Below are 20881 nucleotides of genomic sequence, written 5' to 3'. Positions count from 1 at the left end.
ATCGATGGATCACTTGCTGCGAGGGTCGAGGGCGTCACGCAGCCCGTCACCCAGCAGGTTGAAGGCCAGGACGGTGATGAAGATCGCCAATCCGGGCACGAACATGTACTGCGGATCTGCTGTGTACAGATCGACAGCGTTGCTGAGCATGCCGCCCCATGAGGCCTGCGGCGGGGCGATGCCGACTCCGAGGAAGCTCAGCGCGGCCTCGAAGAGAATGTTCGTCGGGATGATCAGCGTCGAGTAGACGAGGATCGGCGCGACGAGATTGGGGAGCAACTCGCGGAACAGGATGTACGGCCCGCGTGCGCCCAGGCTCGTGGAGGCCTCGATGAACTCCCGCCTGCGCAGGGTCATGGTCTGCGCGCGCACGATGCGGCCGATGTACGGCCAGCTGAAGAAGCCGATCACGAAGATCAGCACGCAGATGCGCAGCGGAAGTCCTTCGAGCCCGAAGAAACCGTCCTGGACGGAGGCCGAGATGGAGATCGCGAACAGCAGCAGCGGGAACGCCAGGAAGGTGTCCATCAGCCTGCTGATGATGCTGTCGATCCAGCCGCCGTAGTACCCGGCGATCACGCCGAGCACGGTGCCGATGGCCACGGACACGACCGTGGCACCTCCGGCGACCAGCAGCGACACCCAGGAGCCGTCGATGATGCGGGCGAGCATGTCGCGGCCGTACTGGGGGTCGATGCCCAGCGGGTGGTCCCAACTCATCCCGCCCCAGCCGCCCTTGGGGGCGAGCAGGGCCGGGTCGATCAGGTCCTGGTTGAACCCATTGGGGTCGAGGTCGAATACCCAGAGGATCGGCTTGGAAAGCACCGCCATCAGTACGAGACAGAAGACGACCACGCCTCCGGCCATCGCCACCTTGTCCCGCTTGAAACGCATCCAGGCGATCTGGGTGAGCGAGCGCCCCTCGATCTGGCTCTTCTTGACGCCGGAGAGCACGGCCTCGGGCTGCGCTCCGGCCTCCGCGCCCGTTGTCTCGATCGGTGCGGTCACAGTGAGATTGACCCCTCTCGGCCGGCGGTTGCCGACCCCCCTGGTTGCCGCTGTAGCGGTTGAGTGAACTCGTACACAGGACCGACCGGCCCGTGTCTTGCCGGGAGTCTTCAACGCCATGGCGATCTGTTGCCAGAGTTGGCCGGGAAAGTATGCGCAACCGTGATGCTGTCTGGGGGGTTCCGTTATCCGAACAGCGGGTAACGACCGTCGGACGCGAGCCACTTGGGGCGTATGAGGGCGGACCGGGACCTTCCGATCGCATCTACGCGCGGAGATGTGCCTATGAAACCGCAGTCAGCGGCCCTCCGCACCTACGAAGTCGGGCTGCCGACTGAACGGTAGGTTAGCGCGGAGATGATCAGTAACGGCCTTGTGCCGGAGGGTAACCGTAACCACCCGCGGGGGCCTGCGCGGGCGCGGCGTGCGCCTCGCGGTCGTAGAACGGACGGGCGCCCGCCCGCATCCACATCGCGATCGGGTCGTCCTCGTCGGACATCGCCACGGTCGACACCGGCAGCCCGTCCGGGACCGCGCCGATCGACTGGAGCATCATCGAGCGCACCGAGTCCACCGCGGGCGGACTGGTGTCGTACACATCGAGCCCGATGGCGAGATACGGCGCGCCGAGCGCCGGCTGCACCCAGGCGCGGCGCAGCGAGCGGACGGCCGGGGTGCGGTGGGCGTTCTGCGCGAGCAGGGCGTAGAACTGCGGGATCTCGATGCCGGGCTCCGACAGCCGCAGCGGGCCGGCGGGCTGGCGGTCCAGGCCGGTGGCGATCCGGCGCAGGTCGAGCCAGGGGATGCCGACGCCGCCGCCGGGGGCGTGCGGGTTGAGCCAGAGGCCGTAGTGGTCCGGGTAGAGGGTGCGGGCCACGTCGACTCCGTCGACCACCTCGTAGCTGCGGTTCCAGCCGCTGGCCGACAGCTCCTGGGCGGAGGTGACGCACGGGGCGTAGCCGTAGCCGTCGACCTCCATGTTGGCGTACTGGGCGTCCGGGGAGCCGGCCTGGCCGTGCCACAGCAGCATCCAGACCTGGCCGGCGGAGGGGGTGGCGAGGGCCCGCAGGAGGGCCTCGTAGGCGTCGTAGCGCCCGGGCGTCACCTGGCGCAGCATGTGCTCGACCTGCCCGGTCGAGGTTGTGCCGCTCGCGCTCACGATTACCGCCCCTTCGGGAAACATGGGTTTTCGCTCCCAGCTTAGGCGCTCCGCTGGTCGAGCCGTTGAGAGCTCGGGACTCAATGTGGTCTGCCTGGTGCGGGTTCAGTGTGGCCGGTCGCGCCCCGCGGTGGAGCCGCATGTCGATACAGCCCCGCGCCCCTAGGTTCTCAGAGGTCCCGCGTGTAGAAGGGGCGGACCCTTTGGCGCAGCCACTCGATCACCGGGTCCTGGGCCACGTCCATCAGGACCAGGTTGACCGGCCACTGGAGCGGGGCCTGGGCCAGGGCTCGGGCGAGGGCGTCCATGGGGGCCGCGCGCAAGTCGCCCTCCCAGTGGGAGAGTTCCACGCCTATGAACATCACCGGGGTGGCCGTCTCGATCGCCGCCAGGCAGCGGCGGGCCGACGCGACCACGCCGGTCCCGGCGAACTCGGCGGACGCCGCCGCGAGGAAGTCGACCGGGTCGTCCTGCCAGTCGGGCTCGTAGAGCTTGACGCGGCCGCCGGAGGTGAGGCCGTCCAGCGGGGTGCGGCCCACTCGGCACAGGTCGGCGACCGCCGCCGGGGGCAGCGGGACGCCGACCACACCGCCCGGGTTCACGGCGATGCCCACCTGCGGGGGCAGACCGCGGGCGAACTCCACGGCGGGGGCGATGGTGTACGACATGTGGGCGCCGACGACCTGGCGGAACTGCTCCTCGGAGCTGAACACCGGGACGTAGGCCTGGCCCTCGATCTCCACCGTGGGCAGGTCCAGCGGGCCGCTGTGCGGGCCGCCGCCGCCCGGCAGGGGCACCCAGACGAAGCTGCGGCCCAGCACCTCGATGATCCGGCCGCCGGCCGAGGGGATGCCGAGGGAGGCCGAGAGCACCTCCTCCAGTTCGTTGCCGGGCCATCCGCCGTGCGGATGGGGGTGTGGGTGTGCCGGGAAGTCCGCGGGGAGATCCGCTGCGAAGTCCATCTGTGTGACCGCCTGCTGTGAACCACGTCTGTGGCTCAAAAGGCTATCGGGTGTCCCCCCGGCACCGGTATACGGGCGGTCGGCCCCACAGACGGCCGGTCCGGCCCGCACCCGCCCCGGCTCCGGGTGGTCAGGGGGCACGCCGCCGGGCTCGATCTTCATCGGCCGGCATGCCGCCCCGAAGGGCAGCTCGCCGGGCTGCTCCAGGTCGCCTTCGCCGGGCTCGACCGCCAACGCTGCTGGGCCGGGGCGAGAAGTCCCTGTCCAGCAGTCAGCCGGCGAAGCCGATCCGGCGCAGGGCGTCCGCCGCGTCCCGGTCGATCAGCACCGCCGAGCCGCAGCCCTGGGGCAGATCGCCCTTCGCCGCCGCGCGCAGCAGCCGGGACGCCGCCGTGCGGTGGCGCAGGAAGGCGTACCGCGAGACGCCTCGGCCGCGCTCGCGCTGGCCCTCCAGGGCGGCGGTCGGCGTCACGTCGAGCAGCAGCAGATGCAGGGTGCCGCCGCGGCGCCGGGCCTCGCGGGCCAGCCAGGCGCGCACCCAGGCCTGCGTACCGCAGTCGTGCACGACGACGCCCTTGCCGGAGCGCAGCGCGCGGCGCAGTCCCGCGTAGTGGGCGAGGCGGACCAGGGGGCGGTAGACGGCGTAGGGGAGGACGCCGGGCATGCGGGCGTCCCAGCGGTCCCGGGTGTCCTGGGAGTCGATGCGCAGGCCCTTCACGGTCCGCTTCATCAGCGTGGACTTGCCGCTGCCGGGCAGGCCGGTGATCACGACGAGGTCCTTGGGGCCGAAGAGCAGCGCATGCGGGCTGTGGCCGGAGCGCTCGCGCAGATCGCGGACCACGGGCGCGGGGCACGGGGCGTGGCCTTCGACAGCGGGGGCCGCGGGCTGCTTGGGCAGCGCGAGTCCCGAGGTCGTGGCGTACGCCGTGGTGCGGTTCACCGTCATCGTCCTCCTCCGGGGTCAGGAGTCCCCATCCCCACTGAGCGTAAAGAGAAGGTAATAGAGGATCTCTCGTATTTTCGTTCGCTTCCTGCCACAAGCCGGTTACAGACATGGCCCTGCCGCGGACGAGCCTGGCATGCAATGATGGCCGCGCCAACTGCATACCGGCCGCTTGAATCCGCGCGGGAGAGTCCCCAGCAGTCCACCGCTGGGGCGCCGAAGGAGCAAGTCCCTCCCTTGAATCTCTCAGGCCCCGTTACCGCGCGGGCGAGGCACATCTGAAAAGCGGGCCGCTTCCTTGTCCTCGGACGGGCGTGGCTCCACCCAAGGTGCAAACCATGATCGTCCCCGTGGCGGTCGCGGCGAACCTCTCAGGTTCCGATGACAGATGGGGAGGAACGACCTCGCCCGTCATGCCTTGGGAGACAACCGACCGATGAGCAGCACTGACCCCTCCGAGAAGCGCCGTACCGCGCTCGATGCCCTGCATCGCTCGCTCGGCGCGACGATGACCGACTTCGCCGGCTGGGACATGCCCCTGCGCTACGCCTCCGAGCGCGACGAGCACAACGCCGTACGCACCAAGGCCGGCCTCTTCGACCTCTCGCACATGGGCGAGATCACCGTGACCGGTCCCGCTGCGGCCGCTCTGCTGAACCACGCCCTGGTCGGCAACATCGCCTCCGTCGGCGTCGGCCGCGCCCGCTACACCATGATCTGCCAGGCCGACGGCGGCATCCTGGACGACCTGATCGTGTACCGGCTCTCCGAGACCGAGTACATGGTCGTCGCCAACGCCTCCAACGCCCAGGTGGTGCTCGACGCCCTGGTGGAACGATCCGCCGGCTTCGACGCCGAGGTCCGCGACGACCGCGACGCCTACGCGCTGCTCGCCGTCCAGGGACCCGAGTCCCCCGGCATCCTGAAGTCACTCACGGACGCCGACCTCGATGGCCTGAAGTACTACGCCGGCCTGCCCGGCACCGTCGCCGGCGTCCCCGCGCTCATCGCCCGCACGGGCTACACCGGCGAGGACGGCTTCGAGCTGTTCGTGAAGCCGGAGCACGCCGTCGAGCTGTGGCAGGCGCTGACCAAGGCCGGCGAGGGCGCCGGCCTGGTCCCCTGCGGGCTGTCCTGCCGGGACACGCTGCGCCTGGAGGCGGGCATGCCGCTGTACGGCAACGAGCTGACGACCTCTCTCACTCCCTTCGACGCCGGGCTGGGCCGGGTGGTGAAGTTCGAGAAGGAAGGCGACTTCGTCGGGCGCGAGGCGCTGACCGAGGCCGCCGCCCGCGCCTCGCAGAACCCGCCGCGCGTCCTGGTCGGCCTGGTCGCCGAGGGGCGTCGGGTCCCGCGCGCCGGGTACCCGGTCGTCGCCGGCGGCGAGGTCATCGGCGAGGTCACCTCCGGTGCGCCCTCCCCCACCCTGGGCAAGCCCATCGCCATGGCGTACGTCGACGCCGCGCACTCGGCGCCGGGCACGGCCGGCGTCGGCGTGGACATCCGCGGCAGCCACGAGCCGTACGAGGTCGTGGCGCTGCCGTTCTACAAGCGGCAGAAGTAGCGCCACGCGAAGAGACTGACAGCGGTACGTGCGTGACCCTGCGCACATTTCCGCTGATCACCCACGTATCCAGCAGTCCCCCATTCACCACCACTCCCGCGCGTACAGGAGAATTCAGGCCATGAGCAACCCCCAGCAGCTGCGCTACAGCAAGGAGCACGAGTGGCTGTCGACCGCCGAGGACGGCGTCGCGACGGTCGGCATCACGGAGTTCGCGGCCAACGCGCTCGGTGACGTCGTCTACGCCCAGCTCCCCGAGGTCGGCTCGACCGTGGCCGCGGGTGACACCTGCGGCGAGCTGGAGTCGACCAAGTCGGTGTCCGACCTGTACTCCCCGGTCAGCGGCGAGGTCACCGAGATCAACGAGGACGTGGTGAACGACCCGGCCCTGGTGAACTCCGCCCCCTTCGAGGGTGGCTGGCTGTTCAAGGTCCGCCTCACCCAGGAGCCGGACGACCTGCTCTCCGCCGACGAGTACGCCGCCCACACCGCCGGCTGAGGAGCCGTATCCCTTATGTCTGACACGTCTTACACGTCTGACAAGTCGCTTCTGAACGCGCCCCTGCACGAGCTGGACCCGGCGGTCGCGGCCGCGCTGGACGCCGAGCTGGAGCGTCAGCAGTCCACCCTGGAGATGATCGCGTCGGAGAACTTCGCTCCGGTCGCGGTGATGGAGGCGCAGGGTTCGGTCCTGACGAACAAGTACGCCGAGGGCTATCCGGGCCGGCGCTACTACGGCGGCTGCGAGCACGTCGACGTCGCCGAGCAGATCGCCATCGACCGGGTCAAGGAGCTGTTCGGCGCCGAGTACGCCAACGTGCAGCCGCACTCGGGCGCCTCCGCCAACCAGGCCGCGCTGTTCGCGCTGGCCCAGCCCGGCGACACGATCCTGGGCCTGGACCTGGCGCACGGCGGCCACCTCACCCACGGCATGCGGCTGAACTTCTCCGGCAAGCAGTTCAACGTGGTCGCCTACCACGTGGAGACCGAGACCGGTCTTGTCGACATGGCCGAGGTGGAGCGCCTGGCCAAGGAGCACCGCCCGAAGGTGATCATCGCCGGCTGGTCGGCGTATCCGCGGCAGCTGGACTTCGCCGCGTTCCGGCGGATCGCCGACGAGGTCGGCGCGTACCTGTGGGTCGACATGGCGCACTTCGCGGGCCTGGTCGCGGCCGGCCTGCACCCCAACCCGGTGCCGCACGCGGACGTGGTGACCTCCACCACCCACAAGACGCTGGGCGGCCCGCGCGGCGGCATCATCCTGGCCCGCAGCAAGGAGTTCGCGAAGAAGCTGAACTCCTCCGTCTTCCCCGGCTTCCAGGGCGGCCCGCTGGAGCACGTGATCGCGGCCAAGGCGGTCTCGTTCAAGGTGGCCGCTTCGCAGGCGTTCAAGGAGCGTCAGCAGCGCACGGTCGAGGGCGCCCGCATCCTGGCGGAGCGGCTGACGGCCGCCGACGCCCGTGCGGCCGGGGTGAACGTACTCTCCGGTGGCACGGACGTGCACCTGATCCTGGTCGACCTGCGCGACTCGGAGCTGGACGGCCAGCAGGCCGAGGACCGTCTCCACGAGGTCGGGATCACGGTCAACCGCAACGCCGTCCCGAACGACCCTCGCCCGCCGATGGTCACCTCCGGCCTGCGCATCGGCACGCCCGCCCTGGCCACGCGCGGCTTCGCGGCGGAGGACTTCGCCGAGGTCGCCGATGTCATCGCCGAGACGCTGAAGGCGCCTTCTCCCTTCGGGGGGGCCGACGTCGACGCGCTCAAGGCCCGGGTCAGGGCACTGGCCGAAAAGCACCCGCTCTATCCCGTTCTGAACAAGTAGTTCCTTTCCGTGGGGTGTCCCGCACACTGGTCAGTGAGCGGGCGGGGCACCCCGCGGAAGCCTTCTGCACCACCCCGTATTGAGGAGTCCCCGTGGCCATCTCGGTCTTCGACCTGTTCTCGATCGGCATCGGCCCGTCCAGCTCCCACACGGTCGGCCCGATGCGCGCGGCACGCATGTTCGCCCGCCGCCTGCACAACGAGGGCGTGCTGCCCTCCGTGGCTTCCATACGCTCCGAGCTGTACGGCTCGCTCGGCGCCACCGGCCACGGCCACGGCACCCCCAAGGCGGTGCTGTTGGGCCTGGAGGGCGCCTCCCCGCGCGACGTGGACGTGGAGACGGCCGACGAGCGGGTGGAGAAGATCAAGTCGACGGGCCGCCTCAGGCTCCTCGACGAACACGAGATCGCCTTCGCCTTCGACAAGGACCTCGTGCTGCACCGCCGTAAGGCACTGCCCTACCACGCGAACGGCATGACGCTGTGGGCGTACGACGCGTCCGGGGCGGAGCTGATGTCCAAGACGTACTACTCGGTCGGCGGCGGCTTCGTCGTCGACGAGGACGCGGTCGGCGCCGACCGGATCATGCTCGACGACACGGTCCTGAAGTACCCCTTCCGCACGGGCGACGAGCTGCTGCGCCTGACGCAGGAGACGGGCCTGTCGATCTCGGCGCTGATGCTGGAGAACGAGCGGGCCTGGCGCACCGAGGAGGAGATCCGCGAGGGCCTGCTGGAGATCTGGCGGGTGATGCGGGAGTGCGTGGCGCGGGGAATGGCGCGCGAAGGCATCCTGCCGGGCGGCCTGAAGGTCCGCCGCCGGGCGGCGAACACGGCCCGCAAGCTGCGCTCCGAGGGCGACCCGAAGGCGCTCGCCATGGAGTGGATCACGCTCTACGCGATGGCCGTGAACGAGGAGAACGCGGCGGGCGGCCGCGTCGTCACCGCCCCGACGAACGGCGCGGCAGGCATCATCCCGGCGGTCCTGCACTACTACATCAACTTCGTGCCGGGCGCCGACGACGAGGGCGTGGTCCGCTTCATGCTCGCCGCGGGCGCGATCGGCATGCTCTTCAAGGAGAACGCGTCCATCTCCGGCGCCGAGGTCGGCTGCCAGGGCGAGGTCGGCTCGGCCTGCTCGATGGCGGCGGGCGCGCTGGCCGAGGTCCTCGGCGGCTCCCCGGAGCAGGTCGAGAACGCCGCGGAGATCGGCATGGAACACAACCTCGGCCTCACCTGCGACCCGGTCGGCGGCCTCGTCCAGATCCCCTGCATCGAGCGCAACGGCATGGCCGCGGTGAAGGCGGTCACGGCCGCCCGCATGGCGATGCGCGGCGACGGCTCCCACAAGGTGTCCCTCGACAAGGTCATCAAGACCATGAAGGAGACGGGCGCCGACATGTCCGTCAAGTACAAGGAGACGGCTCGGGGCGGGCTCGCGGTCAACATCATCGAGTGCTGACGGGATGGGCAGGGATCCGTGCGGATCTCTGCACGGATCTCCGGGTGGAACATCGCTTTCGCGCCTCAGCGGTCCAGCTCAAGGGGTCCCATCGGGCAGGACCTGATCAACCGCTCCAGGTACCGGACATCGTCGAACCCGTCGGCCGCCCCCGCTGGGACGGCCATCCGGGCGGCGCTCCCTAAGAGGTGCGGGACTGCTCGACGTTGACGTTGGCGTCGGCGTCCGGGGCAGCGCTGCGAGCGTGTTCCTCTCCCCACTGCTGGGCATCCGCCTTGGGCCGGGGGATGAGGAGGGTCGCGAGCATGCCGAGCGCCAGCAGCGCGGCGCAGGTGTAGCCGTTGATCTGGATCGCGTGGGACATGGCATCACGGGCAGCGTCGGCGACCGATGCCGTCTGCGGGTTCTCACTCAGCCCGGAGATCATCGCGCCCGCGCTGTCGGAGACCGCCGACGACAGCTTGTCCGCTTCGGGTGCGGGCGCGCCCTGCTGGACAAGCCGATCCGACAGGTCGGAGTCCAGTGACGTGAAGAAGGTCGACGTCAGAACCGCGATGCCGAGCGCGGAACCGAGCTGACGCGCGGCGCTCTGGATTCCGGATCCCTGGCCGGCGTGCTGTGGCGGCACGTCCGCCAGTACGACGTTGGTGACCTGCGCGGTGGCGAAACCGACGCCCATGCCGTACAGGAACAGGGCGATTCCGATGATCCACCACTGCGAATCACTGCCGGCCAGAAGGCCGAACATCAGCAGACCGGCGGCCTCGAGAACCAGGCCGATGCGCACCAGGCCGATCGGGCCGACCTTCTCGGCCATGCCGAAACTCGCACCGCTGGCGAAGAAGCTGCCGACCGCGACGATGAAGACGATGAGCCCGGTCTGGAGCACCGAGTATCCCAGGGTGTACTGAAGCCACAGGGGCAGAACGGCGAGCATGCCGAACTCCGCCAACGCGATGATCAGCGTCGCGATGTTGCCCGTGCTGAAGGACTTGATGCCGAACAACGAGGTGTCCATCAGCGGCGACGTGCCGTCCACCCGGGTCAGCCGGACCTGGAGCTGGAGGAACAGCGCCAGGCTCGCCACAGCGACGACCAGAGCGACCGGGATGACGGACAGGTCCAGCCCGTCCCCGAAGGGGCCGAAGCTCTTGCGCGGCTCCCACCACCCGTAGTTGCGTCCCTCGATCAGTGCGAAGGCGAGAAGGCCGAGGCCGGGCACCGACAGCACGCCGCCGACGGCGTCGACCTTGCCCGGTTGCCGAGGGGACCGCGGCACGAACTTCATGACGCCCGAGAGGATCAGCACCACGACGAAGATGTTGATGCCGAAGGCCCACCGCCAGGAGAACTCGGCGAGCCAGCCGCCCAGCAGCGGTCCGACCGCGGCCGCCGCTCCGATCGTGGATCCCCAGATGGCGAAGGCCTTGCCCCGGTCCGGCCCCCGGAAGGTCATATTGAGCAGAGCGAGCGAGGTCGGCATGATGATCGCGCCGCCGACGCCCTGGGCGAACCGGCCGGCGATCAGAAGGTCCCCGGAGGGCGCCAGGGCGGCGGCGATGCTCGCCAGTCCGAAGACCACGGTCCCGATCAGGAACAGCCGACGGGCTCCCACGACGTCCGAGAGACGCCCCATCACCAACAGCAGAGCGGCCAGAACGATCGCGTAGGACTCTTGGATCCACTGGGCGTCGAAGGCCGAGATCTCCAGGTCGTCGATGATCGGCGGCATCACCACGTTGACGATGGTGAAGTCGACGACCACCAGCGACACACCGAGAGAAATGGCGAACAAGCCCAGCCAAGGGTCCCGGTTGGCCGGTAAGGGCCGAGATGAATTGTCAGACACTGCGTGTATCCGTCCTGTTGGGCAAAGAGCGCCCGGTTCGGTCGCCGAGGGCGAGATGGTTGGGCCGGCCGGGGAGCCTCTCGCCCCGGCGCAGTGGCACGATGGCAGGAGTAGAGGACGCAGTCTGACCTCTACTCACACCAATCCGGAGGGCAATCCTTGATCGCCAACCGCACGTTGGAACTCCTCAGCCTGCTGCAGACCCAGAAGGAGTGGACCGGCGATGGGCTGGCCGAGCGGCTGGGCGTCTCCCCGCGGACCGTGCGGCGCGACATCAACCGCCTCCGCGAGCTGGGCTACCCGGTCACGGCGACGAAAGGCCCCTCCGGCTACTACCGGTTGTCCCGCGGAGCACGTCTTCCGCCGCTGATAGTCGACGACGAGCAGGCCCTCGCCATCGCGCTGTCCCTCCAGACCGCACCGGCCTCGGTGACCGGCATGGGGGATGCCACCAAGCGTGCGCTGAACTCCATCAGGGAGCTGCTGCCGCCTCATCTGGCCCACCGTCTCGCGACCTTCTCCATCGAACAGATCGAGAACGCATGGGAGCTCGCTCCGCCCCAGGTCGATCCCGCACTGCTCGCGCAGCTGAGCACCGCCGCTCAACGGCGTGACCTCGTGAGGTTCTCCTACCGCTCCATCGACCTCGACTCGATGCAGGACAGCGAAGTCCTGGCCGAACCGCACCGGCTCGTCGTCTGGTCAGGGCGCTGGTACATGGTGGCCTACGATCAGCAACGCGGCTCCTGGCATGCCTACCGGCTCGACCGCATCAGGCATCTGGCCCCCACCGCCTGGCGCTTCGGCGAGCGAGAGGGTCCCGAGGCGGACATCACCCGCTTCGTCCAGAACCAACCCGATCGCGGTGACACCCCGGACGCCTGGCCCTGCTGGGGCACCGTCCTGATGGAGTGCCCCGCGACGCTGGTGGCGAAATGGGCTCCAGGGGCCGCGAGTTTCGAAGCGATCGATGACCGGATCACCCGGATCCGGATGGGGGCCTGGTCATGGTCGGCGCTCATCGGCTTCCTGATCACCTTCAGTTGTCGCTTCACCGTGGAAGGTCCGCCCGAACTCGCCGAAGCGGCCCGGAAGGTGATGGGCCGCATCGACGTCGAAATACCCCGGTCCGACAGCACCTCGGGGCCGTCAACCGGAACGTCCGGCTGATCGGCGACGTACTCCACTGACTCCCAGCCGGCTCCGCACGCCTCCAGGAGCAGGGACGCCAGTTCCTTGTTGGTGAGTTCGGTGCCGTCACCGATGTTCAGGCGGACGCCTCGTCGGCTCCTGAGGCGGGTTTCCCGGTCTTGCCGCTGGGCTGACGGGACTCACCGTCGGGCTGTCGGGAGTCACCGTCGGGCTGACAGGGCTCACCGTCGTCGCCCTCGGCGGACACGGGAGCCGGGGCACGGCGGCTCGGCAGGCAGAGCTGGGCGGAGATCACACCGGCGACCCCGATCGCCGCCCACAGTGCCCACTCGTTGTACGCGTAGATCGCGGCGCCGATGAGAGGGCCGACGCCGGTACCCAACGTGAAGGCGGCTCCGTACAGGCCCTGGTAGCGGCCGACCATGCCGGACGGAGACAGTCCCGCCAGGTGGGCGTTGGCCACGGAGGAGTACATCATCTCGCCCAGTGACCACAGGACGACGGTCGCGGCGAGCCAGATCATGTCCGTCGCGAAGCCGGTCAGCGCGAGGCCGACCCCGGTGGCCAGGTTCCCCCAGGCCAGGACATACGCGGCCCGGCGTTTCACCACAAGGCCGGCGATGGGCAGCTCGCACACGAGGACGAGCAGACCGTTGAGGCCGATCAGCAGCCCGAAGTCGGCCTCCGACAGTCCGCTGGCGGTGACGTGCAGGGGCAGGCCGACGGTCGACTGGATGTAGACCAGCTCGGCGATCACCGTCATGAGCAGGAACCGACGCAGGCGACGGTCGGCGAGCGCCAGCCGGTAACTGCCCTGCTCCTGCTTCGTCGCTCCGGACGTGTCCGCCGCGCCTTCGCCGGACCCGCCGCGCGGCACGTCGCGCAACAGCAGCACCGCGATCACGCCGAAGAGCAGACAGGCGGCGGCGTTGCCGAGGAACAACTCCGTATACGAGTTGGCCGCCAGCCAGCCACCGAGGAACCCTCCGGCGGCGGCACCGAGGTTCATGGCGAACCGGAAGACCGCGAAGGCCGCCACCCGCTGCTGGTTGGTCGTCACGGAGTCGGTCAGCAGGGCCGCGGCGGCCGGCCGGTAGAGCTGTGACGCCGCTCCGACCAGGCCGACCACGACGATGTTCAGGACCAGGGTGTCCAGCATCGGGATGACGGCCGTCAGAGCCGCGGTGGTGCCGCCGGACAGGGCGATGGTCCAGCGCCGGCCGAGCTGGTCGGCGAGGTATCCGCCGAGCGCGCTGCCGAGCACGTTGCCCAGCCCGGCGGAGCCCAGCACCAGCCCTGCGGCGCCCGGTGAATAGCCCTGGCTGGTCAGGTAGAGGACGATGAACACCGGCAGGAAGTTGCCGCATCGGTTGACGAGGATGCCGAGGCTGACGATCCACACACGGGCCGGCAGCTCTCGCACGGTCTCGCGGAACGGCGGATCGCTCACGCCAGGCTGCTCGGTGCTCACGTGATCGGCTCCGTGTGGATGTGTACCGCCGCCAGCAGCCGCTCGCAGTTGGCGATCGCCTCCTCGGCGGTCGCACCCCTGGCGACGACATGGCCGACCCGGTCCTCGCTCCAGGTGAGCGGTCGTACCTCGTCTCCGGGCTCTACCGAGATGACGAGGTCGAACAGTGCGGGGTCGTCGGCGATGGCCTCGGCACCGGTCACCTCCGTCACCCGCCCCGGCGCAGGTGTGAAGAAGCGGATCGCCGCGCCCGCGACCGGCTGGGGAGTCTGCTGGAGTGGCTCGACCAGGCCGAACCGCGAGCCGAGCGCATACCGGTCCATGTCGATGCCGTAGGCGATCTCGGTCAGGTCGTGGATACGGTCACCGCCCACGCGGTTGTGCGACTCGATGATCGCCGGCCCGCGAGAGGTCAGCTTGACCTCGGTGTGCGCCGGGCCGTGGCGCAGCCCGATCGCGTCCAGGAACTTCAGCACCAGCTCCTCGACATCGCGCAGCAGTGCAGCGGGGTGACGGCTCGGCTGGGAGTGGCCGGTCTCGACGAAACCCGAGTCGACGCAGACCTTGTCGGTCATCCCCACGAGCACATGGCGACCGTCGAAGCTCAGCGTCTCCACGCTGATTTCGGGGCCGTCCAGATACTCCTCCATCAGGAACCGGTCGAGATCTCCCGCCAGGTCCTTCTTGTCGATCTGCTTGCCGAGCGCGTGGAAGCGTTCCACGACCGACGCCAGGTCCGACTCGTCGCGCACCAGGAAGATGCCGATGCTGCCGGCCTCGTCGATGGGTTTCACCACGATCGGCAGTCCGTTGGCCCGCGCGAACTCCCGCAGATCCTGCTCGGTCCGGCCCACCTCGGCGGCAACGGGGCTGATTCCCGACGCATTGAGATGCCGGCGCATCCTCGACTTGTCCAGCAGCAGCTCCACCGTCTCCAGGGAGTTGCCGCCGAGCCCGAGCTCGTTGTCGATCTTCGCCGCCGGTAACAGCCCGAGTTCCCAGGGCGACATGACCATCTGGAACGGAAAGGTCTCGTACAACGACCGCACCACGGGCAGCACCCGCTCGGTGTCCGCGTAGTCGACGAGCAGAGCCTGGTCGACATACGGCCAGTGGGCGCTGTCGTACTCGTCCTGGTACTGGATGTAGACCACGCCCAGCCCGAGGTCATGGGCCTTCCGGAGGATCTTCGGCTTCCCTCCCACCACGGCAATCACCGGCCTGGGTCCAGGGCCGACGGAATCACTTAACAACGTGGAACCTCTCTTACCGGCCGGTGAATTTCCCCTGACGCCCTGCGTGCACAACACCGGAAGATACTCCGCGCCGGGCGGCGGGCGCATCACTCCACAGACATGGTGGCCGGAAAGGGCCATGGCGGGACTCAGTCGCGATGATCTCGGAATCTCTCCATCAGCACCGGTGAATCGAGTAAATGGGAGCGTGCTATTCCGGCGATGAGAACGCGCCATTCACTTGTCACCGCCAGATTTCACTTTCGTGTCGCGACGGCGAGGAGGTAGCGTCGGCGCAGCGCCAGGTACGGACATTGAGCGACCACGCGTCCGGCCTGACCCGGGAGCGAGGATCGCGATCCGTGTACGGGGGTGCCAGCGAAGATCAACGCCTGACCGCGTCCAGTGATCGCTTCTGGGTTTCAACTTCCGCGCTATTTCACCGTGCACGACAAATACTGTGCGCATCTCCCTGTGGCCCGGCGGACGATTGCCGGCGCCACTCCTCTCAGTGCCTTTGTTGGGCCATCACCCGCAATAAGGGGGAGTTCCGAAAGTGACGGAACAAGCAATCACCGAAAAGCCGACGCAAGCCGATGTCGTGATCGTCGGCAACGGGGCGCTCGGCCTGTTCCTGGCCGACGAACTGATGGAGCGCGGAATGGGCTCCGTCGTCGTGGTCGGGCCCAGCCACCGCGAGACGGGGGCCAGCCAGGCGGCCGGCGCGATGCTGGGCTGCTTCGGCGAGACCACCACGGAGTCGTTACGCACCGACGCCGCCCGTACCCGGTTCGAACTCGGCGTCAACGCGCACGAGCGGTGGCCTGCCGTGCTGGACAAGCTCGAAAAGTTCTCGCGGACGGGACGCCCGCTGCTGAGCGCGCCCGACACGCACGTCGTGCTCAACTCGATCGGCGCCGAACTGGACACCGACAACTTCAAGGCGATGCTGGACGCGCTCGATCAGTACGGCAAGCCGTGGGAGGAGATGGATCCCCACGACATACCCGGATTCAACCCCCGTCTGGACACCAGGGCGCTGCGCGCCGTGCATCTGCCGACCGAAGGTGCCGTGGACGCACGCGGTGTGCTGCTCGCACTCGAGGCCCGGCTGCGTGACGCGGGTGCGGTTCAGGTGGACCAGTCGGTGCGCCGGCTGGTGAGCAGCGACGACGTCGTGACCGGGGTCGAGCTCGACGACGGTCATGTCATCGAGGCGGGCACCGTGGTCGTGGCTGCCGGTATCCACAGCGAGTCGCTGGTCCGGACCGTGTCCGAGGACATCGATCTGATCCCCACGTTCCCCGGTCTCGGCTTCGCGATGATCGCGCGGCGCACCGGTGGGGACCCGTTCCGCAGCGTGGTGCGCACCCCGAACCGCGGCTTCGCGTGCGGGCTGCACGTCGTGCCCCAGGGCGACGGGCTGGAGTACTACGGCGCCACCAACCGTCTGGTGGACTCCATCACCGGTGTCACCTGGATGGCCGACGTCAGGTTCCTCGCCCAGTACTCGATGCAGCAGCTGGACGAACGGGCCGCGGGCCACGAGGTCGTGCAGTGGCTCGCCGGGAACCGCCCGGTGACCCTGGACGGCTTCCCGATGATCGGCTGGCTGCCGCCGTCCGGTCTCTACCTCATGACCGGCACGTACCGCGACGGGTTCCACTGCGCGCCACTGCTGGCCGAACACGTCGCGAACGAGCTGCAGGGCAAGCCCGGGACCATCGACCCGATGTTCGCGCCGACGCGGCAACCGATCGTCACCCGGACGATCGAGTGGTCGATCAACGAGTACGTCGAGCACAACCTCGCCGGCTGGTTCGAGACCGGCGCGGAGGCCGCCCCGCAGATGACGACGGCGCAGATCGCGGAGTACTACCGGACGCGGTGTGTGCAGGCGTACGACCAACTCGGCATCGACTACGGGCTCGGCCCGGACATCCTCTGGTACGCGCAGGGCAGCCTGCTCGGCGCCCGCCGGATCAGGCGCTATCTGCGCAGCCATCGGGGCGGCGGCGAGACACAGGCCCGGTCGGTCGGCACCGGAAGCGGGGAGACGCAGTGACCACCTCCCACACCACCACGGTGGACATCGTCAGGAAGCTGATCGACCAGCAACTCAACCTCTCCGGCCACGGCTTCGAGCTGAAGCACGACGACAACCTGTGGGACATGGGCATGACCTCGCTGACATGCCTGGGGCTCATGCTGAGCATCGAGGACACCTTCGATGTCGAGCTGCCGGAGGACGCGCTCAAGGAATCGACGTTCCGCAGCGTCGACACGATCACCGCGGCCGTCGACGGGGTGCTGAGCTCCGCGCAGAGCTGAGGTCCGAGTCCCGATCCACCTCCCCGCCCGAAGGGATGCGCAGGTCCACATGGTGAAGTTCGAGCCACGTCCGACGAACCCCTTTCCGCTGGTGCGCGGTTCCACCGCGGACTTCCCGCTGTCGGCGGGACAGGAACGCCTGTGGTGGCTGCACCAGGGGGACGCGTCGTACGAGTACCACATCACCGGCGGATGGCGCTTCCCGGACGGAGTGGACCGCGCAGCGCTGACCACCGCGCTGACCGGGCTGGTCCGCAGGCACCAGATCCTGCGGACCAGGTTCGTCCTGCGCCCGGACGGCAGGGTCGCGCAGGAGGTGGCCGACGAGATCGACGTCCCCGTCGTCTGGGCGGGGAGCGACTGGCGGGCCGCGGTGGACCGGGCGGTTCGCGAACCCTTCGATCTCGCCCGGCCGCCCCTGCTCCGGGTCGTCGTCGCGGAACTGGACGACGGATACGGCGTGTTGACGTCGTTGCACCACATCATCACCGACCGCTGGTCCATGGACGTACTGGCCAGGGACCTCTTCGAGTGGTACGACGCCGCACTGGAGCACCGCGAGCCGGAACTTCCGGAACTCGCCGTCCAGTACGGCGACTACGCGGACTGGCAGCGCCGTTTCCTCGGGAGCGGCGCGCTCCAGCCGCAACTGGACCACTGGGTGCGGGCGTTGCAGGGGAGCGAACGGCTGGACCTTGCGCTGGACCGCCCCCGGTCCGCGGCGAACGACGCTGCGGCCGGCACCGTCGTCGTCGAGCTGTCGGAAGAGGCCACCGCGGCGATGACCGCCATGGCCTGGCGCGCCCGGGCGACCCCGGCCGTCGTGGTGACGGCGGCACTGACCGCGGCGCTGAGCGCGTTCAGCGGTCAGACCGACGTCGTCATCGGCGCGATCGTCTCCGACCGGCCGCGCCCGGAGCTGCAGGACCTGATCGGCTTCTTCATCAACACCGTGGCGCTGCGCGTCGACCTGTCGGGCGAGCCGCTGACCTTCCGCTCGCTCGTGACCCGTACACGGGACGCCTGGATGGCGGCGGACGCGCACCAGGACGTGCCCTTCGAGAGCATCGTGGGCGCGCTGCACGCCGGGTCCGAATCCCGGCGCAACCCGATCTTCGACATCGCGGTGAACCACGCCGGTGACCGGGTGAGCCTCGCCGAGGCTCCGGGCGCGCCGGCATGGTGGTATCCCGAGCTGCCGGTGACGGCCCGCTTCGACCTTTCGCTCACCACACAGGTCGTCGACGGACGGCTGCGCGCCACCTTCGTGTACCGGTCGGCGCTGTTCGACGAGGCGCCGATCTCCGCACTCGCGACGAGCTACATCCGGCTGCTGGAACAGGGCGTGAGCGCCCCCGAACTGCCGTTGCACCAGGTGGACCTGGTCGAGGAGCCCGAACGCAAAAGGCTGCACGGGGCCAACGACGCGACGGCCGCTCCGGAGACGACGATCGTCGAACTCGTGCAGGCTCAGGCGCAGAGCCGACCGTCGGCTCCCGCCGTGGTCGGCGCGGACGGCGCGCTGACGTACCAGCAGCTCAACGAGCGCGCGAACCGACTGGCCCGGCACCTGCTCACGCAGGGCGCGGGGCCCGAGCGGGTGGTCGCCGTCTGCCTGGACAAGACGGTCGAACGCTTCGTCGTGCTCCTGGCCATCGCCAAGGCCGGTGCGGCGTACCTGCCGCTCGACCCGGATCATCCGGCCGACCGGTTGCGCTTCCTGGTCTCGGACGCGGGCGCGGTCCTCACCGTCGTCAGCCCAGGACTCCACGACCGCCTGCCCCCGAGCGGGGTGCCGACGCTGGTCTTCGGGGCCGGGACGCTCGATCTGAGCGGCTACGACGCCGGGGATCTGCCGCGGGCCGCGTCCCCCGACAACCTGGCGTATCTCATCTCGACGTCGGGCTCGACCGGGACACCCAAGTCGGTGGCGGTCCCGCACCGGGCGCTGAGCAGGCTGGTGGCGGGGGTACCGCGCCACCTCGACGTCGGGCCGGGTACGACCTTCCTCCAGTGCGGGCCCCTGACGTTCGACGTCGCGGTGCTGGAGTGGACCCCCCTCGCGCACGGCGGGAGCGTCGTGGTGACCGACACCGGAACCCTCCTCGACGGCCTGGACGACGTCGTCCGTGCCCACGGCGTGACCACGCTCAAGCTGGTCTCCCCGCAACTCGACCTGCTGGTGGAACGGGACATCCGGACGCTCGCGGGCCTGAGCCGGCTGGTCGTCGGGGGCGACGTGGTCAACCCGAGGAGCTTCGCCGCCGCGCGTGAGGGCCTGCCCGGGTGTCGCGTCACGGCGTCCTACGGACCGACCGAGTGCACAGTGCTGGCCACACTGTTCGAAGGCGAGGAGTGGAAGGCCGGCCGGGTACCGATCGGGTACGCCCTTCCCCATACCCGCGTGTACCTCCTCGACCGGGAGCTGCGCCCCGTCTCCGTCGGCATGCGGGGCGAGATCTACCTGGCCGGCGACGGACTCGCCCGCGGCTACCACGGCCGCCCGGGAGCGACCGCGGCGGCGTTCGTCCCCGATCCGTACGGCCCGCCCGGCGCCCGTATGTACCGCACCGGTGACGTCGGGCGGTACCTGCCGAGCGGTGCGATCGACTTCCTCGGCCGCGCCGACAAGCAGGTGAAGATCCGCGGCTTCCGGATCGAGCTGAGCGAGATCGAGCAAGTCCTGCTGCGCGAGCCCGGTATCACCTCGGCCGTCGCACTGCGGGTCGAGTCGGCCACCGGACCGGCCCTGGCCGCCTACGTCGTGACGACGGACCCGGTGGACGTACCCACGCTGCGCGCCCGGCTCGGCGCGACGTTGCCCGCGTACATGATCCCCGACCATGTGGTCGAGGTACCCCGCATCCCGTTGACCGCCAACAACAAGGTGGACCGCACGGCGCTGCCGCCCGTCGCCGAGGTCGAATCGGCGCCCACGGCGCCAACTACCGGCCTGGAGGCGCGTGTTGTCGAGGCGTGGTCCGCAGTGCTGGGCCGGACGGTGCCCGCCACGGCGGACTTCTTCGCCTCCGGTGGTCACTCCCTGCTCGTGCCGAGGGCGACCGCGGCGATCCGGCGGTTACTCGGCCGCGAGGTCCCACTGCGGCTGATGATGACGCACCGGACGCCCGCCGCGTTCGCGGCCGCGATCCTGGAGGAGAGCGCCCCTGACCTCGGCGCCGCTACGCGCGAGCACCGCCTCGAACAGCACGTGTGGCACAGCCCTACGTTCCCCGGCGCACGCCGGCTCGACCTGTTCGTCTCGGCCGGGGAACCGGGCCCGGACCTGCGGACCCTGATCGTGCTCGACGGCTCCGAGTTCGTCGACATCATGCGGCTGCCCGCCCTGCTCGACCGTCTGGTCCTTGAGGGCCGGATCCCGGCGACGGCGGCCTTGTTCGTGAGCCCGGCCGAGTGGTCGGTCCGCAACCGGGAACTGCTCCACGAGGACTTCGTGGACGTCCTCGCCGACGAGCTGATCCCGCACCTGCGGGACTGGCTGGGCGAGCGAGGGCGGGGCGGCGGACGTACGACGGCCGTCGGCGCGAGCCTCGGCGCCGTCACCGCGGTGCGTGCCGCACTGCGCCGCCCCGACAGCTTCGACGGAGCCGTCGGCATGTCCGGCCCGCTGACCGACCACCGCCTCCTGCCGTCGACCGACGCCGGGCCGAGCCCCGCCCGGTTCTTCCTGTCCGCGAGCCGCGAGGAAGCGGAGGCGATGCTCGACGGCGGCATCAGCCAGCTGGACGCCGCCGAACGCACCGGGGAGGACCTGGCCCTGCGCGGCCACCACGTGCGGTGCGCGTACGGCGACGGCGGCCACACCTACGCCGCGTGGGAGGCGATGCTCCCGGAGGCGATCGGCTGGGCGCTGGGCGGCGCACCAGGAACGAGTGAACCGGCGACCGGGAGGACGACGTAG

The 20881-nt window shown here is 69.6% G+C and carries 15 protein-coding genes, 1 pseudogene and 1 riboswitch; of the genes and pseudogenes, 8 read left to right on the top strand and 8 right to left on the bottom strand.

What is annotated here, in order from left to right; genetic code table 11:
• Positions 1-9: 9 nt before the first annotated feature.
• The 4 genes from OG254_RS33725 to OG254_RS33710 form a co-directional block, all read right to left on the bottom strand.
• Positions 10-1008, bottom strand: a complete 999-nt coding sequence (locus tag OG254_RS33725) for an ABC transporter permease (protein ID WP_405589313.1) — start codon at positions 1006-1008, stop codon at positions 10-12.
• A gap of 361 nt (positions 1009-1369) precedes the next feature.
• Positions 1370-2167: an enhanced serine sensitivity protein SseB C-terminal domain-containing protein gene (locus OG254_RS33720; RefSeq protein ID WP_405589310.1), complete on the bottom strand. Its 798-nt coding sequence runs from the start codon at positions 2165-2167 to the stop codon at positions 1370-1372.
• Positions 2168-2337: 170 nt separating this feature from the next.
• Positions 2338-3129 (bottom strand): enhanced serine sensitivity protein SseB, encoded by a 792-nt coding sequence (locus OG254_RS33715; RefSeq protein WP_405589307.1) that lies wholly within the window; start codon positions 3127-3129, stop codon positions 2338-2340.
• 271 nt (positions 3130-3400) lie between these two features.
• Positions 3401-4075: an AAA family ATPase gene (locus OG254_RS33710; protein ID WP_405589304.1), complete on the bottom strand. Its 675-nt coding sequence runs from the start codon at positions 4073-4075 to the stop codon at positions 3401-3403.
• A gap of 170 nt (positions 4076-4245) precedes the next feature.
• A riboswitch (glycine riboswitch) is annotated at positions 4246-4344 on the top strand.
• Between the two features lie 164 nt (positions 4345-4508).
• Between OG254_RS33710 and gcvT the strand changes: the two genes are divergently transcribed.
• The 4 genes from gcvT to OG254_RS33690 all read left to right on the top strand — a co-directional run bounded on the left by gcvT (position 4509) and on the right by OG254_RS33690 (position 8921).
• The gene (gene gcvT, locus OG254_RS33705; RefSeq protein WP_405589302.1) at positions 4509-5636 is read left to right on the top strand and encodes a glycine cleavage system aminomethyltransferase GcvT; all 1128 of its coding nucleotides are present in this window, start codon (positions 4509-4511) and stop codon (positions 5634-5636) included.
• A 121-nt stretch (positions 5637-5757) separates the two neighbouring features.
• Positions 5758-6135 (top strand): glycine cleavage system protein GcvH, encoded by a 378-nt coding sequence (gene gcvH / locus OG254_RS33700; RefSeq protein ID WP_147993866.1) that lies wholly within the window; start codon positions 5758-5760, stop codon positions 6133-6135.
• Between the two features lie 15 nt (positions 6136-6150).
• Positions 6151-7461, top strand: coding sequence for a serine hydroxymethyltransferase (gene glyA / locus OG254_RS33695; protein WP_405589299.1), 1311 nt, complete (start codon positions 6151-6153; stop codon positions 7459-7461).
• Between the two features lie 92 nt (positions 7462-7553).
• On the top strand, positions 7554-8921 hold the full coding sequence (locus OG254_RS33690) for an L-serine ammonia-lyase (RefSeq protein ID WP_405589296.1): 1368 nt from the start codon (positions 7554-7556) through the stop codon (positions 8919-8921).
• Positions 8922-9102: 181 nt separating this feature from the next.
• Here OG254_RS33690 and OG254_RS33685 read toward each other — a convergent pair whose 3' ends face one another.
• Complete coding sequence (locus tag OG254_RS33685; protein ID WP_405589294.1) at positions 9103-10716, bottom strand: MFS transporter; 1614 nt, start codon at positions 10714-10716, stop codon at positions 9103-9105.
• A gap of 213 nt (positions 10717-10929) precedes the next feature.
• Here OG254_RS33685 and OG254_RS33680 point away from each other — a divergent pair, with 213 nt between their 5' ends.
• Complete coding sequence (locus OG254_RS33680; RefSeq protein WP_405589291.1) at positions 10930-11940, top strand: helix-turn-helix transcriptional regulator; 1011 nt, start codon at positions 10930-10932, stop codon at positions 11938-11940.
• On the opposite strand, the pseudogene OG254_RS33675 reads toward OG254_RS33680, so the two are convergent.
• The 3 genes and pseudogenes from OG254_RS33675 to OG254_RS33665 form a co-directional block, all read right to left on the bottom strand.
• Positions 11937-12068: pseudogene (locus OG254_RS33675) on the bottom strand (dTDP-glucose 4,6-dehydratase); the annotation flags it as partial. The gene OG254_RS33680 and the pseudogene OG254_RS33675 sit on opposite strands and share 4 nt — an antisense overlap.
• Complete coding sequence (locus OG254_RS33670) at positions 12038-13393, bottom strand: MFS transporter (protein WP_405589288.1); 1356 nt, start codon at positions 13391-13393, stop codon at positions 12038-12040. The pseudogene OG254_RS33675 and the gene OG254_RS33670, both read right to left, overlap by 31 nt.
• Positions 13390-14610 (bottom strand): ATP-grasp domain-containing protein, encoded by a 1221-nt coding sequence (locus OG254_RS33665; protein ID WP_405589285.1) that lies wholly within the window; start codon positions 14608-14610, stop codon positions 13390-13392. The genes OG254_RS33670 and OG254_RS33665 overlap by 4 nt, the downstream gene beginning before the upstream one ends.
• Positions 14611-15184: 574 nt before the next feature.
• On the opposite strand from OG254_RS33665, the gene OG254_RS33660 reads away from it, so the two are divergent.
• Genes OG254_RS33660 through OG254_RS33650 form a run of 3 tightly spaced genes read left to right on the top strand, consistent with a single transcriptional unit; the run spans position 15185 to position 20881 of the window.
• Entirely contained in the window at positions 15185-16693 is a 1509-nt protein-coding gene (locus tag OG254_RS33660) for an FAD-binding oxidoreductase (protein ID WP_351188118.1), read from the top strand.
• Positions 16690-16959, top strand: coding sequence for a phosphopantetheine-binding protein (locus tag OG254_RS33655; protein ID WP_351188116.1), 270 nt, complete (start codon positions 16690-16692; stop codon positions 16957-16959). Before OG254_RS33660 ends, OG254_RS33655 begins: the two co-directional genes overlap by 4 nt.
• 49 nt (positions 16960-17008) lie before the next feature.
• A complete protein-coding gene (locus OG254_RS33650; RefSeq protein WP_405589281.1) occupies positions 17009-20881 on the top strand; it encodes a non-ribosomal peptide synthetase in 3873 nt (1290 codons plus the stop codon).

The organism is Streptomyces sp. NBC_01092 (assembly GCF_045039535.1).
Lineage (GTDB): Bacteria > Actinomycetota > Actinomycetes > Streptomycetales > Streptomycetaceae > Streptomyces.
The sequence above is the reverse complement of the archived record's forward strand: the minus strand, read 5'-3'. Positions and strand labels throughout refer to the sequence as shown.

Coding starts and splice junctions, on each gene's coding strand:
- glyA (WP_405589299.1), top strand. CDS start 6,151: ATGTCTGACACGTCTTACACGTCTGACAAGTCGCTTCTGAACGCGCCC.
- OG254_RS33650 (WP_405589281.1), top strand. CDS start 17,009: ATGGTGAAGTTCGAGCCACGTCCGACGAACCCCTTTCCGCTGGTGCGC.
- gcvH (WP_147993866.1), top strand. CDS start 5,758: ATGAGCAACCCCCAGCAGCTGCGCTACAGCAAGGAGCACGAGTGGCTG.
- OG254_RS33710 (WP_405589304.1), bottom strand. CDS start 4,075: ATGACGGTGAACCGCACCACGGCGTACGCCACGACCTCGGGACTCGCG.
- OG254_RS33715 (WP_405589307.1), bottom strand. CDS start 3,129: ATGGACTTCGCAGCGGATCTCCCCGCGGACTTCCCGGCACACCCACAC.
- gcvT (WP_405589302.1), top strand. CDS start 4,509: ATGAGCAGCACTGACCCCTCCGAGAAGCGCCGTACCGCGCTCGATGCC.